11 protein-coding genes and 1 pseudogene are annotated in these 15,460 nt (G+C 59.9%); 5 read left to right on the top strand and 7 right to left on the bottom strand.

The window, feature by feature from the left end; translation table 11 throughout:
* Positions 1-96: 96 nt before the first annotated feature.
* On the bottom strand, positions 97-1,122 hold the full coding sequence (locus BJ928_RS09985; protein ID WP_245432270.1) for a LacI family DNA-binding transcriptional regulator: 1,026 nt from the start codon (positions 1,120-1,122) through the stop codon (positions 97-99).
* Positions 1,123-1,278: 156 nt separating this feature from the next.
* Between BJ928_RS09985 and BJ928_RS09980 the strand changes: the two genes are divergently transcribed.
* From BJ928_RS09980 to BJ928_RS09965, 4 genes are all read left to right on the top strand, one after another.
* A complete protein-coding gene (locus BJ928_RS09980) occupies positions 1,279-4,020 on the top strand; it encodes a glycoside hydrolase family 2 (RefSeq protein WP_047631650.1) in 2,742 nt (913 codons plus the stop codon).
* Between the two features lie 131 nt (positions 4,021-4,151).
* Positions 4,152-5,411 (top strand): extracellular solute-binding protein, encoded by a 1,260-nt coding sequence (locus BJ928_RS09975; RefSeq protein ID WP_047631651.1) that lies wholly within the window; start codon positions 4,152-4,154, stop codon positions 5,409-5,411.
* A gap of 65 nt (positions 5,412-5,476) precedes the next feature.
* Positions 5,477-6,370, top strand: coding sequence for a sugar ABC transporter permease (locus BJ928_RS09970; protein ID WP_047631652.1), 894 nt, complete (start codon positions 5,477-5,479; stop codon positions 6,368-6,370).
* A gap of 140 nt (positions 6,371-6,510) precedes the next feature.
* Positions 6,511-7,248 (top strand): carbohydrate ABC transporter permease, encoded by a 738-nt coding sequence (locus BJ928_RS09965; protein ID WP_245432279.1) that lies wholly within the window; start codon positions 6,511-6,513, stop codon positions 7,246-7,248.
* Between the two features lie 636 nt (positions 7,249-7,884).
* Here the strand turns inward: BJ928_RS09965 and BJ928_RS09960 are convergent.
* From BJ928_RS09960 to BJ928_RS09940, 5 genes and pseudogenes are all read right to left on the bottom strand, one after another.
* Positions 7,885-8,028 (bottom strand): annotated as a pseudogene (locus tag BJ928_RS09960) (bifunctional methylenetetrahydrofolate dehydrogenase/methenyltetrahydrofolate cyclohydrolase); the annotation flags it as partial.
* A gap of 3 nt (positions 8,029-8,031) precedes the next feature.
* On the bottom strand, positions 8,032-8,916 hold the full coding sequence (gene purU / locus BJ928_RS09955; protein WP_047631654.1) for a formyltetrahydrofolate deformylase: 885 nt from the start codon (positions 8,914-8,916) through the stop codon (positions 8,032-8,034).
* A 40-nt stretch (positions 8,917-8,956) separates the two neighbouring features.
* Entirely contained in the window at positions 8,957-9,886 is a 930-nt protein-coding gene (locus BJ928_RS09950; protein ID WP_047631655.1) for an electron transfer flavoprotein subunit alpha/FixB family protein, read from the bottom strand.
* A 24-nt stretch (positions 9,887-9,910) separates the two neighbouring features.
* Positions 9,911-10,660, bottom strand: a complete 750-nt coding sequence (locus tag BJ928_RS09945; protein WP_047631656.1) for an electron transfer flavoprotein subunit beta/FixA family protein — start codon at positions 10,658-10,660, stop codon at positions 9,911-9,913.
* A gap of 25 nt (positions 10,661-10,685) precedes the next feature.
* Positions 10,686-13,127, bottom strand: coding sequence for an FAD-dependent oxidoreductase (locus BJ928_RS09940; protein WP_047631657.1), 2,442 nt, complete (start codon positions 13,125-13,127; stop codon positions 10,686-10,688).
* Positions 13,128-13,219: 92 nt separating this feature from the next.
* On the opposite strand from BJ928_RS09940, the gene BJ928_RS09935 reads away from it, so the two are divergent.
* On the top strand, positions 13,220-14,161 hold the full coding sequence (locus BJ928_RS09935; protein WP_047631658.1) for a LysR substrate-binding domain-containing protein: 942 nt from the start codon (positions 13,220-13,222) through the stop codon (positions 14,159-14,161).
* Here the strand turns inward: BJ928_RS09935 and BJ928_RS09930 are convergent.
* Positions 14,158-15,441 carry an FAD-binding oxidoreductase gene (locus BJ928_RS09930; RefSeq protein ID WP_047631659.1) on the bottom strand — a complete coding sequence of 428 codons (1,284 nt, stop codon included), beginning with the start codon at positions 15,439-15,441 and terminating at the stop codon, positions 14,158-14,160. The two genes, BJ928_RS09935 and BJ928_RS09930, sit on opposite strands and share 4 nt — an antisense overlap.
* Positions 15,442-15,460: the final 19 nt, after the last annotated feature.

Here is a 15,460-nt window from a genome sequence, read left to right as displayed (position 1 = left end):
GCGCTACTGACTGCTGCCGGAGCCGACCACGACTGAAGCCGGAGCGCGCTCCGGCTTCCCATCATTCACATTCGCTGTCAGATTACGATGCGCCTCTTAACGTGGTGGAGCAATCGAACCGCGTCGGATCAACTGGCACTCCATTTTCAACCGCACCGGCTGCTTTTTAGGCTGCGCCACCTTTTCCATAAGCTCGGCGACCGCCCAACGACCCATCTCCTCATGCGGCAGCTTCAATGTTGTAAGAGGCGGCAGGATTTTTCGGGCGAGGCTTTCATCGTCAAAGCCGACGACGGAAATATCGTCGGGGATTTTCAGCCCGCGCATTCTGATCGCATCATAAGCACCCATCGCCACGCGGTCGGAAAAGCAGAACACCGCCGTCGGCGGCGACGGCAGATCGAGAAGCTGCAACATTTTTTTCCGACCGAGATCGAGCGACCAGGCTTCCGAAAGGATTAATTCCGGATCGACGGCGATATCGTAGGTCGTCAGCGCCTGGCGATAACCGCTCAGGCGGTCCCGAGCCGCCTCCAGTCTCTGTCTGCCTGCATCGATCATGGCGATGCGGCGATGGCCGGCCTTGATCAAGGCCTCTGTTGCCGCATAGCCACCGGCATGATCGCCCGGAATGATTGACGAGAACTCGGCGCGCTGCTGGTGGCAGTTCAGCAGGACGGTCGGATGGTTGCCGAGCTTCGAGGGTAGCACGGGCACGAGCTGGGTAATGAGCGTCGCGTAGATTACGCCGACAATCTGGCGCCGTCCGAGATAATCCAGGATGGATTCAGCAAATTCGATCTGTCCGCCGGTGACGACGGTAAGAGCCGCCAGCCCCTGCTCTTCCGCAGCGCTTCGAACGCCCTCGATCAGTGGCGCGGCATGCTGCGAGGCCATGAGATCATCGATCAGGAGCACGATGATCCCACCGATCGGATCGTTGGCCGGCACGGTCTTCTGGTAGCCAAGTTCCTCGGCGACCGCCAACACCCGCTCGCGTACCTTCTCCGAAACTCTCTTGCCGGGTGCCTCATTCAACACCAGGGAAACCGTCGCATGCGAGACGCCGACCTGCGAGGCGATATCGGACATGGTCGGTCGTTTCGTCGTCTTGTCGTTCACTCAGTTTCTTTCTCGGACTCAAGGGTAGCCAGCACGCACGTTAGAAAATCTGACGGACAATGTGAAGCTGCGGCCCTTGCGGAAGTTATGTTTATAAGTTACGAAACTTATATGTAACTTACTTTGTGACTTAATCCAACCAGAAAGCTTGCGGCTATGACCATCGCTTCCCGCCGTTTCGCCGACACTCATTCCGGGCCGCGTGCGCGCCTGTCTCTCGACGGAACCTGGGACTTTCAGCTGGAAGGAAAAACCCCGACGACGATTGCCGTGCCCGCCCCCTGGCAAGCGCATTTTCCGGATCTGCGGGCAGCAGCCGGTGTCGCAACCTATTCCCGCGGCTTCACTGTGCCGCAGGAGTGGCTCAGCCGTCAGGTTATCGTGCATTTCGGCGCCGTGAACTATTTCGCTGAAGTCTCGATCAACGGCCGCGCTCTCGGTTCTCACGAAGGCGGCTTTCTGCCGTTTGAATTTGTCATTCCCGCCGATCTGCTCACCGGCGAATTACGCCTGGAGGTGAAGGTTACGCTGCCGAGCGCCGATGCCCGGGCCTTCCCGGATTTTCCGTTCGACGAGATCCCGCACGGCAAGCAGAGCTGGTACGGAATGCTTGGCGGCATCTGGCAATCGGTCTGGCTCGAATGCCGCAGCGAGGCGCATATCGCCCATCAGGCTATTCGCGCCGATCTCGCAACGGGGGACGTCGCCATCGATGTCGAACTGGCGGCAGCTTTTACCGGTGCCTTGAAGATCACGCTTCTCGATCGCAATGGTGCGGTGGCAGCTTCGACCGAACTTGCCCTCAACGATGAGGCTCGGACCTCGGCAAGGCTCAAAGTCGCCAATGTGGAGGCATGGTCGCTCGACGAGCCCGCGCTGTATCGGGCCGTTGCCGAGCTGTCCGAGGGTGGCGCCGTTATCGATGCCGCTGAGCAGAATTTCGGCTTTCGCACCTTCGAGGCAAGGGATGGAAAGTTCTTCCTGAACGGGCAGCCATTCTACATGCGCGGCGCGCTGGACCAGGATTATTATCCCGAAGGCATCTACACACCACCGTCTCTGGAGTTTCTGGAGGACCAGGCACGCAAGGCAAAGGAACTCGGCCTCAACCTCCTGCGCTGCCACATCAAGGTTCCCGATCCGCGCTACCATGATGTGGCGGACCGGTTCGGCCTGCTGGTCTGGACGGAAATTCCGAATATCCAGACCTTCACCGAAAAGTCGGCGAAGCGCCTGCTCGATACGATGGAAGGCATCCTGCGGCGCGACGGCAACCATCCCTCCATCGTGATCTGGACGATCATCAACGAGGATTGGGGAACACGCCTTGTCGAAAGCGCCGACCAGCGGGCCTGGCTGGAAAACGCCTATCACTGGCTGAAGAAGAAGGACCCGACGCGGCTGGTCGTTGACAATTCCGCCTGCATTCCGAACTTCCATGTCGTCTCCGACATCGACGACTACCACTATTACGCCTCGGTTCCGGAAATGGCGCGCGAGTGGACTGACTGGGTATCGTCTTTCGCCGCGCGGCCGGACTGGTCCTATTCGCCGAACGGCGATGCGAAGCGGCGCGGCGACGAGCCGCTCGTCGTCTCCGAATTCGGTGTCTGGGGCCTGCCGCATCCCGAAAAACTCAAGAAGGACGGCAAGGAACCATTCTGGTTCATCAATGGCCTTGAATGGGATAGCGACGGCGCGACCTATCCGCATGGGGTCGAGCAGCGCTTCCGCACCTATCAGTTCGATAAGGTCTTTCCGTCCTTTAGCTCCTTCATCGAAGATGCGCAGTGGCATCAGTTCAATGCCCTCAAGTTCGAAATCGAGGAGATGCGCCGCCATGCCTCGATCCAGGGCTATGTCATCACCGAGCTGACCGATCTGCACTGGGAAGCGAATGGCCTGATGGACATGCAGCGCAATACGCGCGCCTATCACCACCGTTTCCACGAGATCAATACCGATGTCGTCATCGTCCCACGCATGCAGCGCTATGCGGTCTGGGCAGGCGACACGGCGAGCGTGGAACTCGAAATCTCGACCGGCGGCAAGGCGCTCCCAGCGGCCGAACTGAGCTGGAGCATCGATGGTGCGACCGCCGGAAGAATGGCGATCCCGGCTGCCAACGCAACATCGGTGCATCATCTGCCGGCACTCTCTCTGTCCTTTGAGCCGGTCATGGCCGGCAGACAGATCAGCATTCAGTTTACGCTGAGCGCTGGCGGCCAGGAGATTGCGCGCAACAGCCTCGACGTCAGCGTCTACCATCGCCGCTCCAAGCCGACGCTTTCCGTGTTCTCGGCGGAACCCGAAATCGCAGAATATCTGACCGTGCTCGGCTATGCGATTGTCGAAGCAGACAAAGCGGATGTGCGGGTTGCATCTTCCCTGAACCAGGCCGATATCGACTCCATGGAGCATGGCGCCCATTATGTGTCGCTCGCCGATGCGCCGCCGCTGCCGTTCGGCAACCTGCGCAACGACCAGCCGAACTGGAATTACCCGACCGGCGGCGACCGTGGGCAATCCATGCCACAGATGCGTGTCACCGAACGCAACGGCACCATCTGGAAAGGCAATTGGGTGACCGGCTTCAGCTGGCTGAAACGCTCGGGAAAATTCGAGCGCCTGCCGGGCGGCCCATTGACCGACCTCTCGTTCGTCGGCGTCAACCCGAACCGCGTCATCACCGGCTTTCGGCCGATCCATTTCGATGGCCTGGTCCACGCAGGCACAATGGTCGGTTGGGTCCACAAGCCATGTGCAACGATTGCCGAACGGCAGGTCGGCGCTGGTCGGATCGTCGCCACGACCTTCGGCCTGATGCGCGAGCCGGCTGGTGTCGATCCGGTGGCGGCAACTCTGCTTGATTGCATCATCGAGACGGCAGCGGAATAGGCAGTGGCGCGATAGCTACGACTGTTAGCGGCAAGGGATATCACGCGGCTCGTTGGCTGCGGCGCAGGGCATAAGGCCACCACGTAACGGGCGGCCCGGGAGGAAAACAAAAAAAGCCTGGAGGAGAGAGAATGCGTAATCTGTTGAGAACATCAATTGCGGCACTAGCCCTCATGACTGCCTTTCCGGCATTCGCGGTCGAAAATGTCGTCTGGTGGGACTTTCTGTCCGGAGGCGATGGCGTGCGCATGAAGGCGCTCATCCAGCGCTTCAACGATGAGCACAAAGACAAGATCCAGATCACGGGCACGACGCTCGAATGGGGTATCCCCTACTACACCAAGCTACAGACATCCGCAGCCGTCGGCCAGGGACCTGATATCGCCACCTACCACCTGTCGCGTCTGGCAGGCGCGGTCGCGGCCAAGACCATCTCGCCGATCGATCCGAAGGAACTCGAGGCCGTCGGACTGAAGGACAGTGACTATCCGCCGAACGCAATCGCGGCCTCGACGGTCGATAATGTGCGCTATGCCGTCCCCTTCGACGTGCACGGAGAAGTGCTCTACTACAACAAGACTATACTGAAAGAGCTGGGCGCATTGGGCACCGACGGCAAGCCGACGGGCATCGACACCCTGGAAGGCTGGCGCGCGGTACTAGCCAAGGTCAAGGACGCGGGCAAGAACGGCGTCGTCATCTCCTCGTCCAACGGCGACCTGCGCGATATCTACACCCTGTTCGGCCAGCAGGGCGGTCAGCTGACCACAGACGGCAAATTCCTGCAGGGCGATAATTTCGACAAGATGGAGAAAGCCTACAACGAAGTCACCGATTGGGTGAAGCAAGGCTGGGCGCAGCCCTATATCGACACAGAAACCATCACCCCCACCTTCATCGCCGGACAGTCCGCGTTCTTTCTGAACGGCAATTGGGAACTGCCGACCATGGAAACGGAGGTCGCCAAGGGCAACGGCTTCGATTATGGCATGGTCAACATTCCGGCCTGGATGGGTAAGCCAGCCAACTGGTCGGACTCGCATTCCTTCGTGATCCCCAACAATGTCGGCAAGACCATAACCCCGGAAAAGCGCGCCGCGGTTCTCGAGGTCATCCGGTGGATGAATGTGAACTCGTTGGAATGGGCCGCTGCCGGTCACATCCCGGCCTATCTGCCGGTTAGCACCTCGACCGCCTACAAGGCGCTCAAGCCGCAGGCGGATTATGCCGCCATGGCGCTCAACGCCTTCTACATGCCGAAGACGCCATTGACGGGTGCGGCCTCGAAATTCGACGACGACTGGCAGAACATGGCCTCCGGCCCGCTCAACGGCGACGGCGATGTGAAGGAAACGCTCGAGAAGTTTCGCGATCATATGAACTCTCAGTGACGTTTTCTTCAGCAGCCCCGAGGCTCCTCCCTGCCCCGGAGCTGCGCTAATCAGAGAGGTGACGGATGGCCGCAGTCAGCAACAGGAAACAGGACAATCTGGTTGCCGCGCTACTGGTCGCCCCGGCGGTCATCGCGTTTCTGGTGATCTTCGCCTACCCGACATGGCGGATGGTGGCGATGAGCCTGACCAATGCGCCGCTGATTGGCCCCGGCGAATGGGTTGGCTTCGACAATTACACACGCCAGCTCTCCTCCCCCCAATTTCAGAGGGCGCTTCTGAACACGCTCTATTTCATCGTCCTGACCGTCGTGCCCGGCACGTTTCTCGCGCTGTTCATCGCGATGGGCATCAACCGCCTGAGCGGGCGCATACAGATGCTGGTGCTCGCGTGCTTTTTCCTGCCCTCTATCCTGCCGGTTTCGGTGGTGACGCAGATCTGGACCTGGATCGCGAACATGCAATACGGCGTCATCCAGACTGTCATCGGGCTGTTTACGGGCGGCCGGCCGCTTCCGGTGCTGCGGTCGCCAAACTATTTTATGCTATCCGTTGCCATCGTCACGATCTGGTGGACTATCGGCTTCAACATTCTTCTGTTCCTTGCGGCGCTGCGCAGCATCTCGCCTGACGTCTACGAAGCGGCCGCGCTCGACAATGCCAACCGCTGGCGGGTGTTTTCGAGAATAACCTGGCCGCTGATCTGGCCTGTCACGGCGCTGGTTCTGACGCTGCAGCTGATTGCGCAGTTCAAGATCTTCGCGCAGCCCTACCTGCTCGGCTATTTCGCCCATACACCGGCGGATGCGCAGTCCGTGGTCATGAGTGTCATCTACGATCTGGCCTTCAAGCAGAACAAGGGTGGCGAGGGTGCAGCCGTCGCGACCATCCTGTTCGTCATCATTCTCATCGCCTCGGTCCTCCAATATCAATTCCTGCGGGCGCGAGGCGAAAAATGAGCGTTCTCACCACAGGCGCGCAAACGGAACTGACCGCGGCAAAGAGCCATGTCGCCTCACAAGGCTGGGGCGGGCGGGCATTGACTGCGCTGACGACGTTCGGCGCCCTCGTCTGGTTCTTTCCGCTCTACTGGGCGGTGATGACGTCGATCAAATCGGACACCGAAGTGGTAAGCCGCTCGCCCGGGCTTTTCCCGAAGGCACCGACGCTCGAACCCTATCGCTACGTGATCGAGCATTCGAGGATCGTGCAATGGTATATGAACTCGGTCGGCACCTCGGCGATCATCGCAGTTCTCGTGCTCGTAATGAGCGTGGGATGCGCCTATGCGCTCAGCCAAATCCAGTTTCCGGGCCGCCGCGTGATCTATGGAGCGTTGATCGCCTCGGTGATGGTGCCGGCGGAGGCGCTCATCATCAACCATTTCGTCTTGATGAACACATTTGGGCTCATCAACACCTGGGGCGGCATCGTGCTGCCACAGCTGGTAGTGCCATCGGTCATCATCATCCTCAAACAATTCTTCGACCAGATCCCAAAGGAATTCCGTGAGGCGGCGATGCTCGACAATGCCGGGCACTTGAGAACGCTCTGGAAGATCTACGTGCCGATGAACTGGGGGGTGATCACTGCGCTTGGCATAACCACCTTCATCGCGGCATGGAACAATTTCCTTTGGCCATTCCTAGTCGCAACGTCGGACAGCACGATCACCATCCCCGTCGGCATCACCCAGGTAAAGGACGTGTTCGGCGTGCGCTTTGCCAAGGATATGGCCGCCGCTGTCCTGGCTGGCCTCCCCGTCGCCGTTCTCTACCTTCTTTTTCAAAAGCAGATTACCCGCGCCATCATGCTTTCCGCCGGCATAAAGGGATAGCCGCCTCTTACCGTCCGCCCACTTACGCTCTTGACGGAATTCGAACCTGCACCTCTCATAACTCTACCGAGATAAGCCGTTCTAGTTTTGGCCTTATCCGTCTAGTCAATTCAGGCGCAGATATAACCCTTGGGGCAATTTAGCTCTCAGCCCGCGACATTGCGACCCTCCCATTATACCCATAGCAAGCTAAGGGCTTCGCTTTCAGAACCAGTCTTGGGCGAAAACGGTGGTTCCGTCTGGCCTATCGTTGCTCAATCTTCAACGATCCCCCGCCTCGATCAGTGTCTGTACAGCGGAATCGAAGTGCGCGGCCATTGCCTGTGAATCGGCACGCGGTTAAGGAGCAAGTCGGCATTACAAGCTATTGAAATTTTTAGGATTGACGGGGTCACTTGGCGCCGCCGGTTCGCACCGCGACAATGAACGGATCGCGCTGGACTATTTCTTTGTCCTGCTCACTTGATGACTTGGTTCGTGCCTAGAAAGGCTTGCGATAGCGATCACGCACCTCCTTGTAGACGTATCTACATACAGCACTGATAAGATCTATGCTTAGCTTTTGAACCAGTTCAAACGTTCGACCCATTCCGCGCGATGTCGGCCGGCTGTTTCACGGCGATGCTGGGCGTTACGGCTGGCCGGATCGTCGCCGACGATGACGACCGCAAGCCCGGTCTTTACGCCGGTCTCGGCCTCAAGCCCTGCCGCCGCAACCTTCACAGCTTCGATCACCGAAGCTGCCGCCTTCTTTCCGTCGATCACTGTTGCAAGCGCCATCTCTCACCCCATGCGCTCGGAGGCGTAGGAACCCGGGCTTGCCGGGAAGACGACGGTTCGGTTGCCGTTGAGGAAGGTGCGGAAGTGGATATGGGCATGGATGGCGCGAGCGAGAACCTGGCTCTCCACGTCGCGGCCGATCGAGACATAGTCGTCGGCCGACTGCGCATGCGTGATGCGCGCCGTGTCCTGCTCGATGATCGGACCCTCGTCGAGATCGGCCGTGACGTAATGCGCCGTCGCCCCGATCAGCTTCACGCCGCGCTCATAGGCCTGCTTGTAGGGGTTCGCCCCCTTGAAGGACGGCAGGAAGGAATGATGGATGTTGATGATCCGGCCCGACATCTTCCGGCACATCGCATCCGACAGCACCTGCATGTAGCGGGCGAGCACCACCAGTTCGGTGCCGGTCTGCTCGACCAGTTCCAGAAGCTGGGCTTCGGCCTGCGGCTTGTTCTCCTTCGTCACCTTGATGTGGTGGAAGGGGATGTCGTGATTGACCACCACTTTCTGATAGTCGAAATGGTTGGAGACGACGCCGACGATGTCGATCGGCAGGGCGCCGATCTTCCAGCGATAGAGCAGGTCGTTGAGGCAATGGCCGAAGCGCGAGACCATCAACAGCACCTTCATGCGCTTTCTGCTGTCGTGGAATTCGGCGACCATCGCAAACTTGTCGGCGATCGGCTTGAAGCCTTCGATGAGCGCCGCCTCGCCGACGCCTTCCTCGGAGATGAAGGAAACGCGCATGAAGAACATGCCGGTGTCGAGATCGTCGAACTGGCTGGAATCGACGATGTTGCAGCCTTGTTCGGCCAGATAGTTCGATATCGCCGCGACGATCCCGCGTGTCGACCGGCACGCAACTGTCAATACATAGCTCGTCATGGCAATTCACCGCTGATGGTCGTCGAAACTGGGCCGCAATCTACGATGCCTTTTGCAGTTCCGGCAGGGCTTCGAAGAGGTCAGCGACGAGGCCGTAGTCGGCGATCTGGAAGATCGGGGCTTCCTCGTCCTTGTTGATGGCGACGATGACCTTACTGTCCTTCATGCCGGCCAGATGCTGGATGGCACCGGAAATGCCGCAGGCGATGTAGAGCTGCGGCGCAACCACCTTGCCCGTCTGGCCCACCTGCCAGTCGTTCGGCGCATAGCCGGCATCCACCGCTGCGCGCGATGCACCGACGGCTGCCCCGAGCTTGTCGGCGACGGGAAGGATGACCTCGCGGAACTTTTCCGCCGAGCCAAGCGCACGGCCGCCAGAGATGATGATCTTCGCAGAGGTCAGCTCCGGACGGTCGGAGGACGACAGCGCATCGCCGACGAAGCTTGAAAGACCGGGGTTGGCAGCAGCGGAAACGCTCTCGATCGCGGCATTGCCGCTTGCGTCCGCAGCGGCAAACGACGCCGTGCGCACGGTGATGACCTTCTTGGCGTCGGTCGACTGCACCGTCTGGATGGCATTGCCGGCATAGATCGGCCGCTTGAAGGTATCGGCAGAAACCACTTCGATGATTTCCGAGACCTGGGCGACGTCGAGCAGGGCGGCCACGCGCGGCAGCACGTTCTTGCCGACCGAGGTGGCGGCACCGATGATGGTGTCATAGGAACCAGCCAGCGATACGATCAGGGCTGCCAGCGGTTCGGCGAGATTGTTGGCGAGGCTCGCATCCTCGGCCACCAGCACCTTGGAGACGCCGGAAAGCTTGGCCGCCTGTTCGGCTGCAGCTTTTGCGCCAGCGCCTGCGACGAGGATATGGACCTCGCCGCCGATCTTGACTGCTGCCGTCAGCGTCTTGGCGGTCTGGTCGGAAAGGTGGGCATTGTCGTGATCAGCCAGAAGAAGAATGGCCATGATGAAGTCTCCTTTTCCTGGACCTTAGAGGACGCCTGCTTCGTTTTTCAGCTTGTCGACCAACTCGGCGACCGACTTGACCTTGACGCCTGCCTTGCGGCCGGATGGCTCCTCGGTCTTCAACACCTTCAGGCGCGGCTCGGTCGACACGCCGAAATCGGCCGGCGACTTCTTGTCGAGCGGCTTCTTCTTGGCCTTCATGATGTTCGGCAGCGAGGCATAGCGCGGCTCGTTGAGGCGCAGGTCCGAGGTGACGACGGCCGGGAGCTTGACCTCGATCGTCTGCAGTCCGCCATCGACTTCGCGGGTGACCTTGGCCTTGCCGTCACCGATCTCGATCTTCGAGGCGAAGGTGGCCTGTGCCGTGCCGAGCAGGGCCGCCAGCATCTGGCCGGTCTGGTTCGAGTCGTCATCGATCGCCTGCTTGCCGACGATGATGAGGCCGGGCTGTTCGGCGTCCGCGACGCCTTTCAGGATCTTGGCGACGGCGAGCGGTTCGACTTGATCGTCGGTCTCGACCAGGATGGCGCGATCCGCGCCCATGGCAAGCGCCGTGCGCAGCGTTTCCTCGGCCTTGGCAGGTCCGATCGAAACGACCACCACTTCCTCGGCCTTGCCGGCTTCCTTCAGACGCAGCGCCTCCTCGACCGAAATCTCGTCGAACGGGTTCATCGACATCTTCACGTTCGAAAGCTCAACGCCAGAACCATCCGGCTTCACGCGGATCTTTACGTTGTAGTCAACGACCCGCTTAACGGGAACCAGTATCTTCATGGGATTCCTCCTGGATTTGGGTTGATCACATACGGCCGCGCAGGGCATCGGGATCATACGGCGATTCAGCAATCACGCGTGCTTTGCGCATCTCACCCAGGATAAGAACTTCCAACTCCGTCCCCGGTTCTCCGAGCTCGACAGGAAGGAGTGCGAAGGCAATATCGCACCCAAGCGTATAGGCATAGCCGCCTGACGTGATGCGGCCGACCAGCTTGCCTGCTTGATAGACGCCCTCATGGATGAACGAACTGACGCCGTCCGTATCGATGGAAATCGTAACCGATCGTTGCTTTACGCCCTCTTGCCTCTGACCCAGCAGGGCTTGCCGACCGATGAACTCGCCCTTGTCCAACCGCACGAAGCGATCAAGGCTGCTTTCCCATGCTGTGAGTTCCGGATTCATGTCGCGATACATGGCGCGATAGGATTTCTCCAGGCGCAGGGATTCCAGTGCCTGAAGGCCGATCAAGCGCATGCCATGGGCGGCGCCTGCCGAAAGCAGCGCTTCAAGAAGATGACGCTGGTAGCAGAGCGGATGATAGAGCTCCCATCCAAGCTCGCCTTCGTAGTTGACGCGCAGCAGCCGCACGTCGCTCGCCAGGCCGACGGTCGCCGAACGCACGCTGAACCAGGGAAAAGCCTTGTTGGACAGATCAAACTCCGTCAGTCCTTGTAGCACCTCGCGCGCCTTCGGCCCGACAATGGTGAAGCAGCCGCGCTCGTTCGTCACATTTCGCAACTGAACCGTCCCGTCCTTCGGGAGCAGCTTTGAAAGATCATCGAAGTTCCAGCGCTCGGCTCGCGGCGTCGAGATCAGATAGAATGTGCCGTCCTCCAGACGGGAGACGATATATTCTGCCTGAACGCCACCGGTTTTCGTCAGATGATGGCTGAGATTGACGCGGCCGGGCTTCGGTAGCCGGTTGGCGAGAATTCCGTCGAGCCAGGCTTCGGCCCCTTCGCCGGAAACCTCGAACTTCGTCATCGGCGTCATTTCGACAAGACCGACGGCGTTGCGCACCGCATGGACTTCTTCGCCGACATATTTGCCTTTTTCCGTCCAGCGCCAGCTATACTGATCCTTCGCCTCGACGCCTTCAGGCGCGAACCAGTTAGGCATCTCCCAGCCGTTGAGCACGCCCCAAACGGCGCCGTGCTTGCTCAAGAGATCGTAGGAGGGCGCGGTCTTCTGCGGTCGAGCCGCCGGCATATCCTGACCCGGATAATGCGGCTCGGCATGGGTTCCCCAGCTTTCGCGGACCTTTTGACGCGTCCACTCCTTGTTGGCATAGTCGCCAAAGCGGCGCGGATCTAGCTCGGACGTATCGAGGCTGTTTGCGCCCTCGACGATGCGCTCGGACAGGTAATAGCCGATAGCGCCGCCCCAGAGGATGCCGCCGGGCACGCCTTCGGCAATCCAGATATTCTCCAGCCCCCAGGCCGGCCCGACGAGCGGCAATTCATCGGCCGTCATCTGGAAGGGCCCACGGACATTTGCCTTGATGCCGACCCTGCCCAAAGCAGGCACAAGCTCCATGGCACGCTCCCAATTCCACGAAACGGAATCGAAATCCTCCTCCAGCAGATCGGCACCGAACCACTCTGGGACCCCGTTCTCGGCAAAGAGCTTCAGGCGCTCGGTCTTCTCATAGGGACCAAACATCAGACCATCGCCTTCCTCGCGCAAATAGCCCTCGAAAGCCTCGTCGCGAAGGATAGGCATCTCAGGCAATCCCTGGCGCTTACGCTCCACGACTTCCGGAACCGCATCGGTGATCCAGTATTGATGAACGATCGGGATTGCCGGAATTTCGAGGCCGAGCATGGCGCCGGTCTGGCGGGCGTAGTTGCCGGTTGCCGAAATCACATGTTCGCAAATGATCTCGCCATTGTTGGTGAGGATTTTCCATTCGCCACCCGGCAGACGTTCAAAGCCGCGAACTTCGGTGTTGAGATAGATCTTGGCACCACGGTCGCGAGCACCTTTCGCCATCGCCTGAGTGACGTCGGCCGGCGCAATGTGGCCGTCATCAGGGTGATAAAGCGCGGCCAACATCTCATGATTGTTTTCGAGCAACGGCCAAAGCTTTCGAGCCTCTTGTGGCGTCACCAGTTCGGCGCGGATACCCTGAACGGCGGCGACGCTCATATAGCTCTTGTACTCGTCCAGCCGGTCGCGCGTATTGGCGATGCGCAGCTGCCCGCATTTATGCCAACCCACATGCTGGCCAGTCTCCGCTTCCAGACCTTCATAGATCTCGATCGTCTTGGCAATCATCCGGCCGATATTGATGCTGCGCGCATAGGAAGGAATGAGGCCGGCGGCATGCCATGTCGACCCTGCGGTCAGTTGCGTGCGTTCCAGCAGTGCGACATCCGTCCAGCCACGTTTGGTGAGTCCATAGAGGATGGCGGCACCGACACAACCACCACCGATAACGACGGCGCGAGCATGAGTTTGCATTAGGATTTCCCAAGTTGATTTCCGACGAGACTAACGGCGGCAACGGCGGTTGTGATGTTGCAAAAAAATGCAAAGGGTCATAACTTCAAATTATGCATAGACTTCGATCGCTCGTACCCTCAGCCAATTATCTCTTCGTCTTCGAAGCTGCCGCACGGCGGCGAAGTTTCACGGCGGCTGCCGAGGAGCTGAATGTGAGCCAGCCGGCCGTCAGCAAGACGATCAAACTGTTGGAGGAAGCGACAGGGCTGAAATTGTTTCACCGAGAACATACTCGGCTGGAACTGACGGCCGAGGGACTGAGGTTCTATCGCGAGACCCAGCAGGCCTTCGACCATCTCCATATGGTTCTGACTTCCTTACGCAAGAAGCATTCAAACGATACCGTCAGGGTGTCGTTCTCGGCGTCCTTCGTGCAGCTCTGGCTTCTTCCGCGGCTCAAGGATTTCAAGGCGAGATACCCCGATATTTCGCTGCGCATCGAGGAGAGCAGCCGCGACGATCAGGATCTGAACGAGGAAAACATAGATCTTTCAGCGCGGCTTGGCGCCGGCAAGTGGCCGGGCATACATGCATGGCATTTCGTGACGGAAGAGGTCATTCCGGTATGCAGCGCCGAATATCTCAGGGAATACGGCCCGATCAGCGATGCCGCTGATCTGCTCAACCACCGACTTCTGCACTTCGAGGAAAAACATCGCGTCCGGCTCGGCTGGCATGAATGGCTGGCCCAGCATTCCGTTCCAGCTGGCCGCATCAACCAGGACTTCATCTTCACCGATGCCCTCAGCTCGATCGAGGCGGCCGTTTTCGGACAGGGTATCGCGCTCGGCTGGAAGCATCTTGTTCATGATCATGTCCAGGCCGGCCGGTTGGTCTATCCGCTCGATGCAGTCTATCGCTCCGGCCAAGTGATCCATCTCATCATGCCTGCCCAGCGCCCCGCGAAACCCGGCGCCATGCTCTTTCGCGATTGGCTGCTCGAACAGGGAGCTGATGCTCCCGTCTTCGAGGTGGGCACCACACCTGCCTAGAGCCTTTCGCCGGCGAAATGCGCGATCTGGGCACCGACTTCATAGTAAGCCTCCTTGAGGCTCCGTAAGGACGGCTGCTCAGTATCGGTCACGGGAAGCGGAAGATCGTCTTCGCTCAGCTCTCCAAGAATATGGCCCGCCAGCGTCCGTCCGAAAACCGTGCCCGGCGCTATGCCGCGGCCATTGTAGCCGGAAAAGCCGATGACGTTGCGTTCGAAGCGATGGAACCGCGGCAGGGCGTTGTCCGTCATGCCGATCTTGCCATACCATTCATGCTCGAACTCAACCGGCCCCAATTGTGGAAACAGCCGCGCCAGCGACCGCTTCGCCCAGCCGACATGCACCGCTTGGCCGGTGTTGCGCAAGGCGCCGACGCTGCCGAAAACGAGACGACCCGCGCTGTCCATGCGAAAGGAGGACAATATTTCCTTGGTGTCCCACACGCCTTCCCGACCAGGAAGGATGGAACTGCGCAGATCGGGCGGCAGCGGCCGGGTGGCGAGATTGAAATACGGAAGATGCACCTGCTCGCGGCGAACCTTTGCCCAAGGTCCCTTGCTATAGGCGTCGGTCGCGACGACGACCCATTCAGCACTCACGAATCCGCCGGGAGTCGAGACCTTCCAGCCAGTTCCGTCGCGCGTACATGAGACAACGGGCGACCCTGTGTGCAACGTGGCTCCGGCGCGCACCGCCGCGTGCGCGAGCCCCCGCACATAGGCGAGCGGCTGTAGCGTCCCCGCCCGCCGATCAAGGAGCGCACCCGCATAGACCTTCGTACCGATGCGGGCCGCCGTCTCATTCGCATCCAGCAGTTCGACCGGCGCTCCGCGCTTCTGCCATTGCCGCGCGCGCTCCGTAATTTCAGTCAAGCCGGATTTGCCGACCGCGCAGTGCAGAGTGCCGTTGCGCTCAAGTTCACACGCGATGCCGTGCTTGTCGATGATCGACATGACGACTTGCGGGCCATTGCCGAGAAGCTGGAGGAGCCGCTCGCCATAGACATCGCCAAGCTCGCCCGGCAAGTCGTCGGGCATCACCCACATGCCGGCGTTGATGAGGCCGACATTGCGGCCCGATCCGCCAAAGCCGACTTCAGCACCCTCGAGCACCACGACGCTTCGGCCGGCCTCGGCAAGATGCAGGGCCGCCGAAAGTCCGGTGAAACCGCCGCCGACAATCACCACGTCTGCAGCGAATTGGCCGGCCAAGGGAAATGTCGAAGGGGGCGCGATCGCCGTTCTTTCCCAAAGACCATGGGAGCGTGGATCATTCAACATAACATGGCTCCTTCCAACC

Origin of the sequence: Rhizobium sp. WW_1, assembly GCF_003610155.1 — a bacterium.
GTDB lineage: Bacteria > Pseudomonadota > Alphaproteobacteria > Rhizobiales > Rhizobiaceae > Rhizobium > Rhizobium tropici_A.
This window is presented reverse-complemented; position numbering and strand designations above follow the sequence as displayed.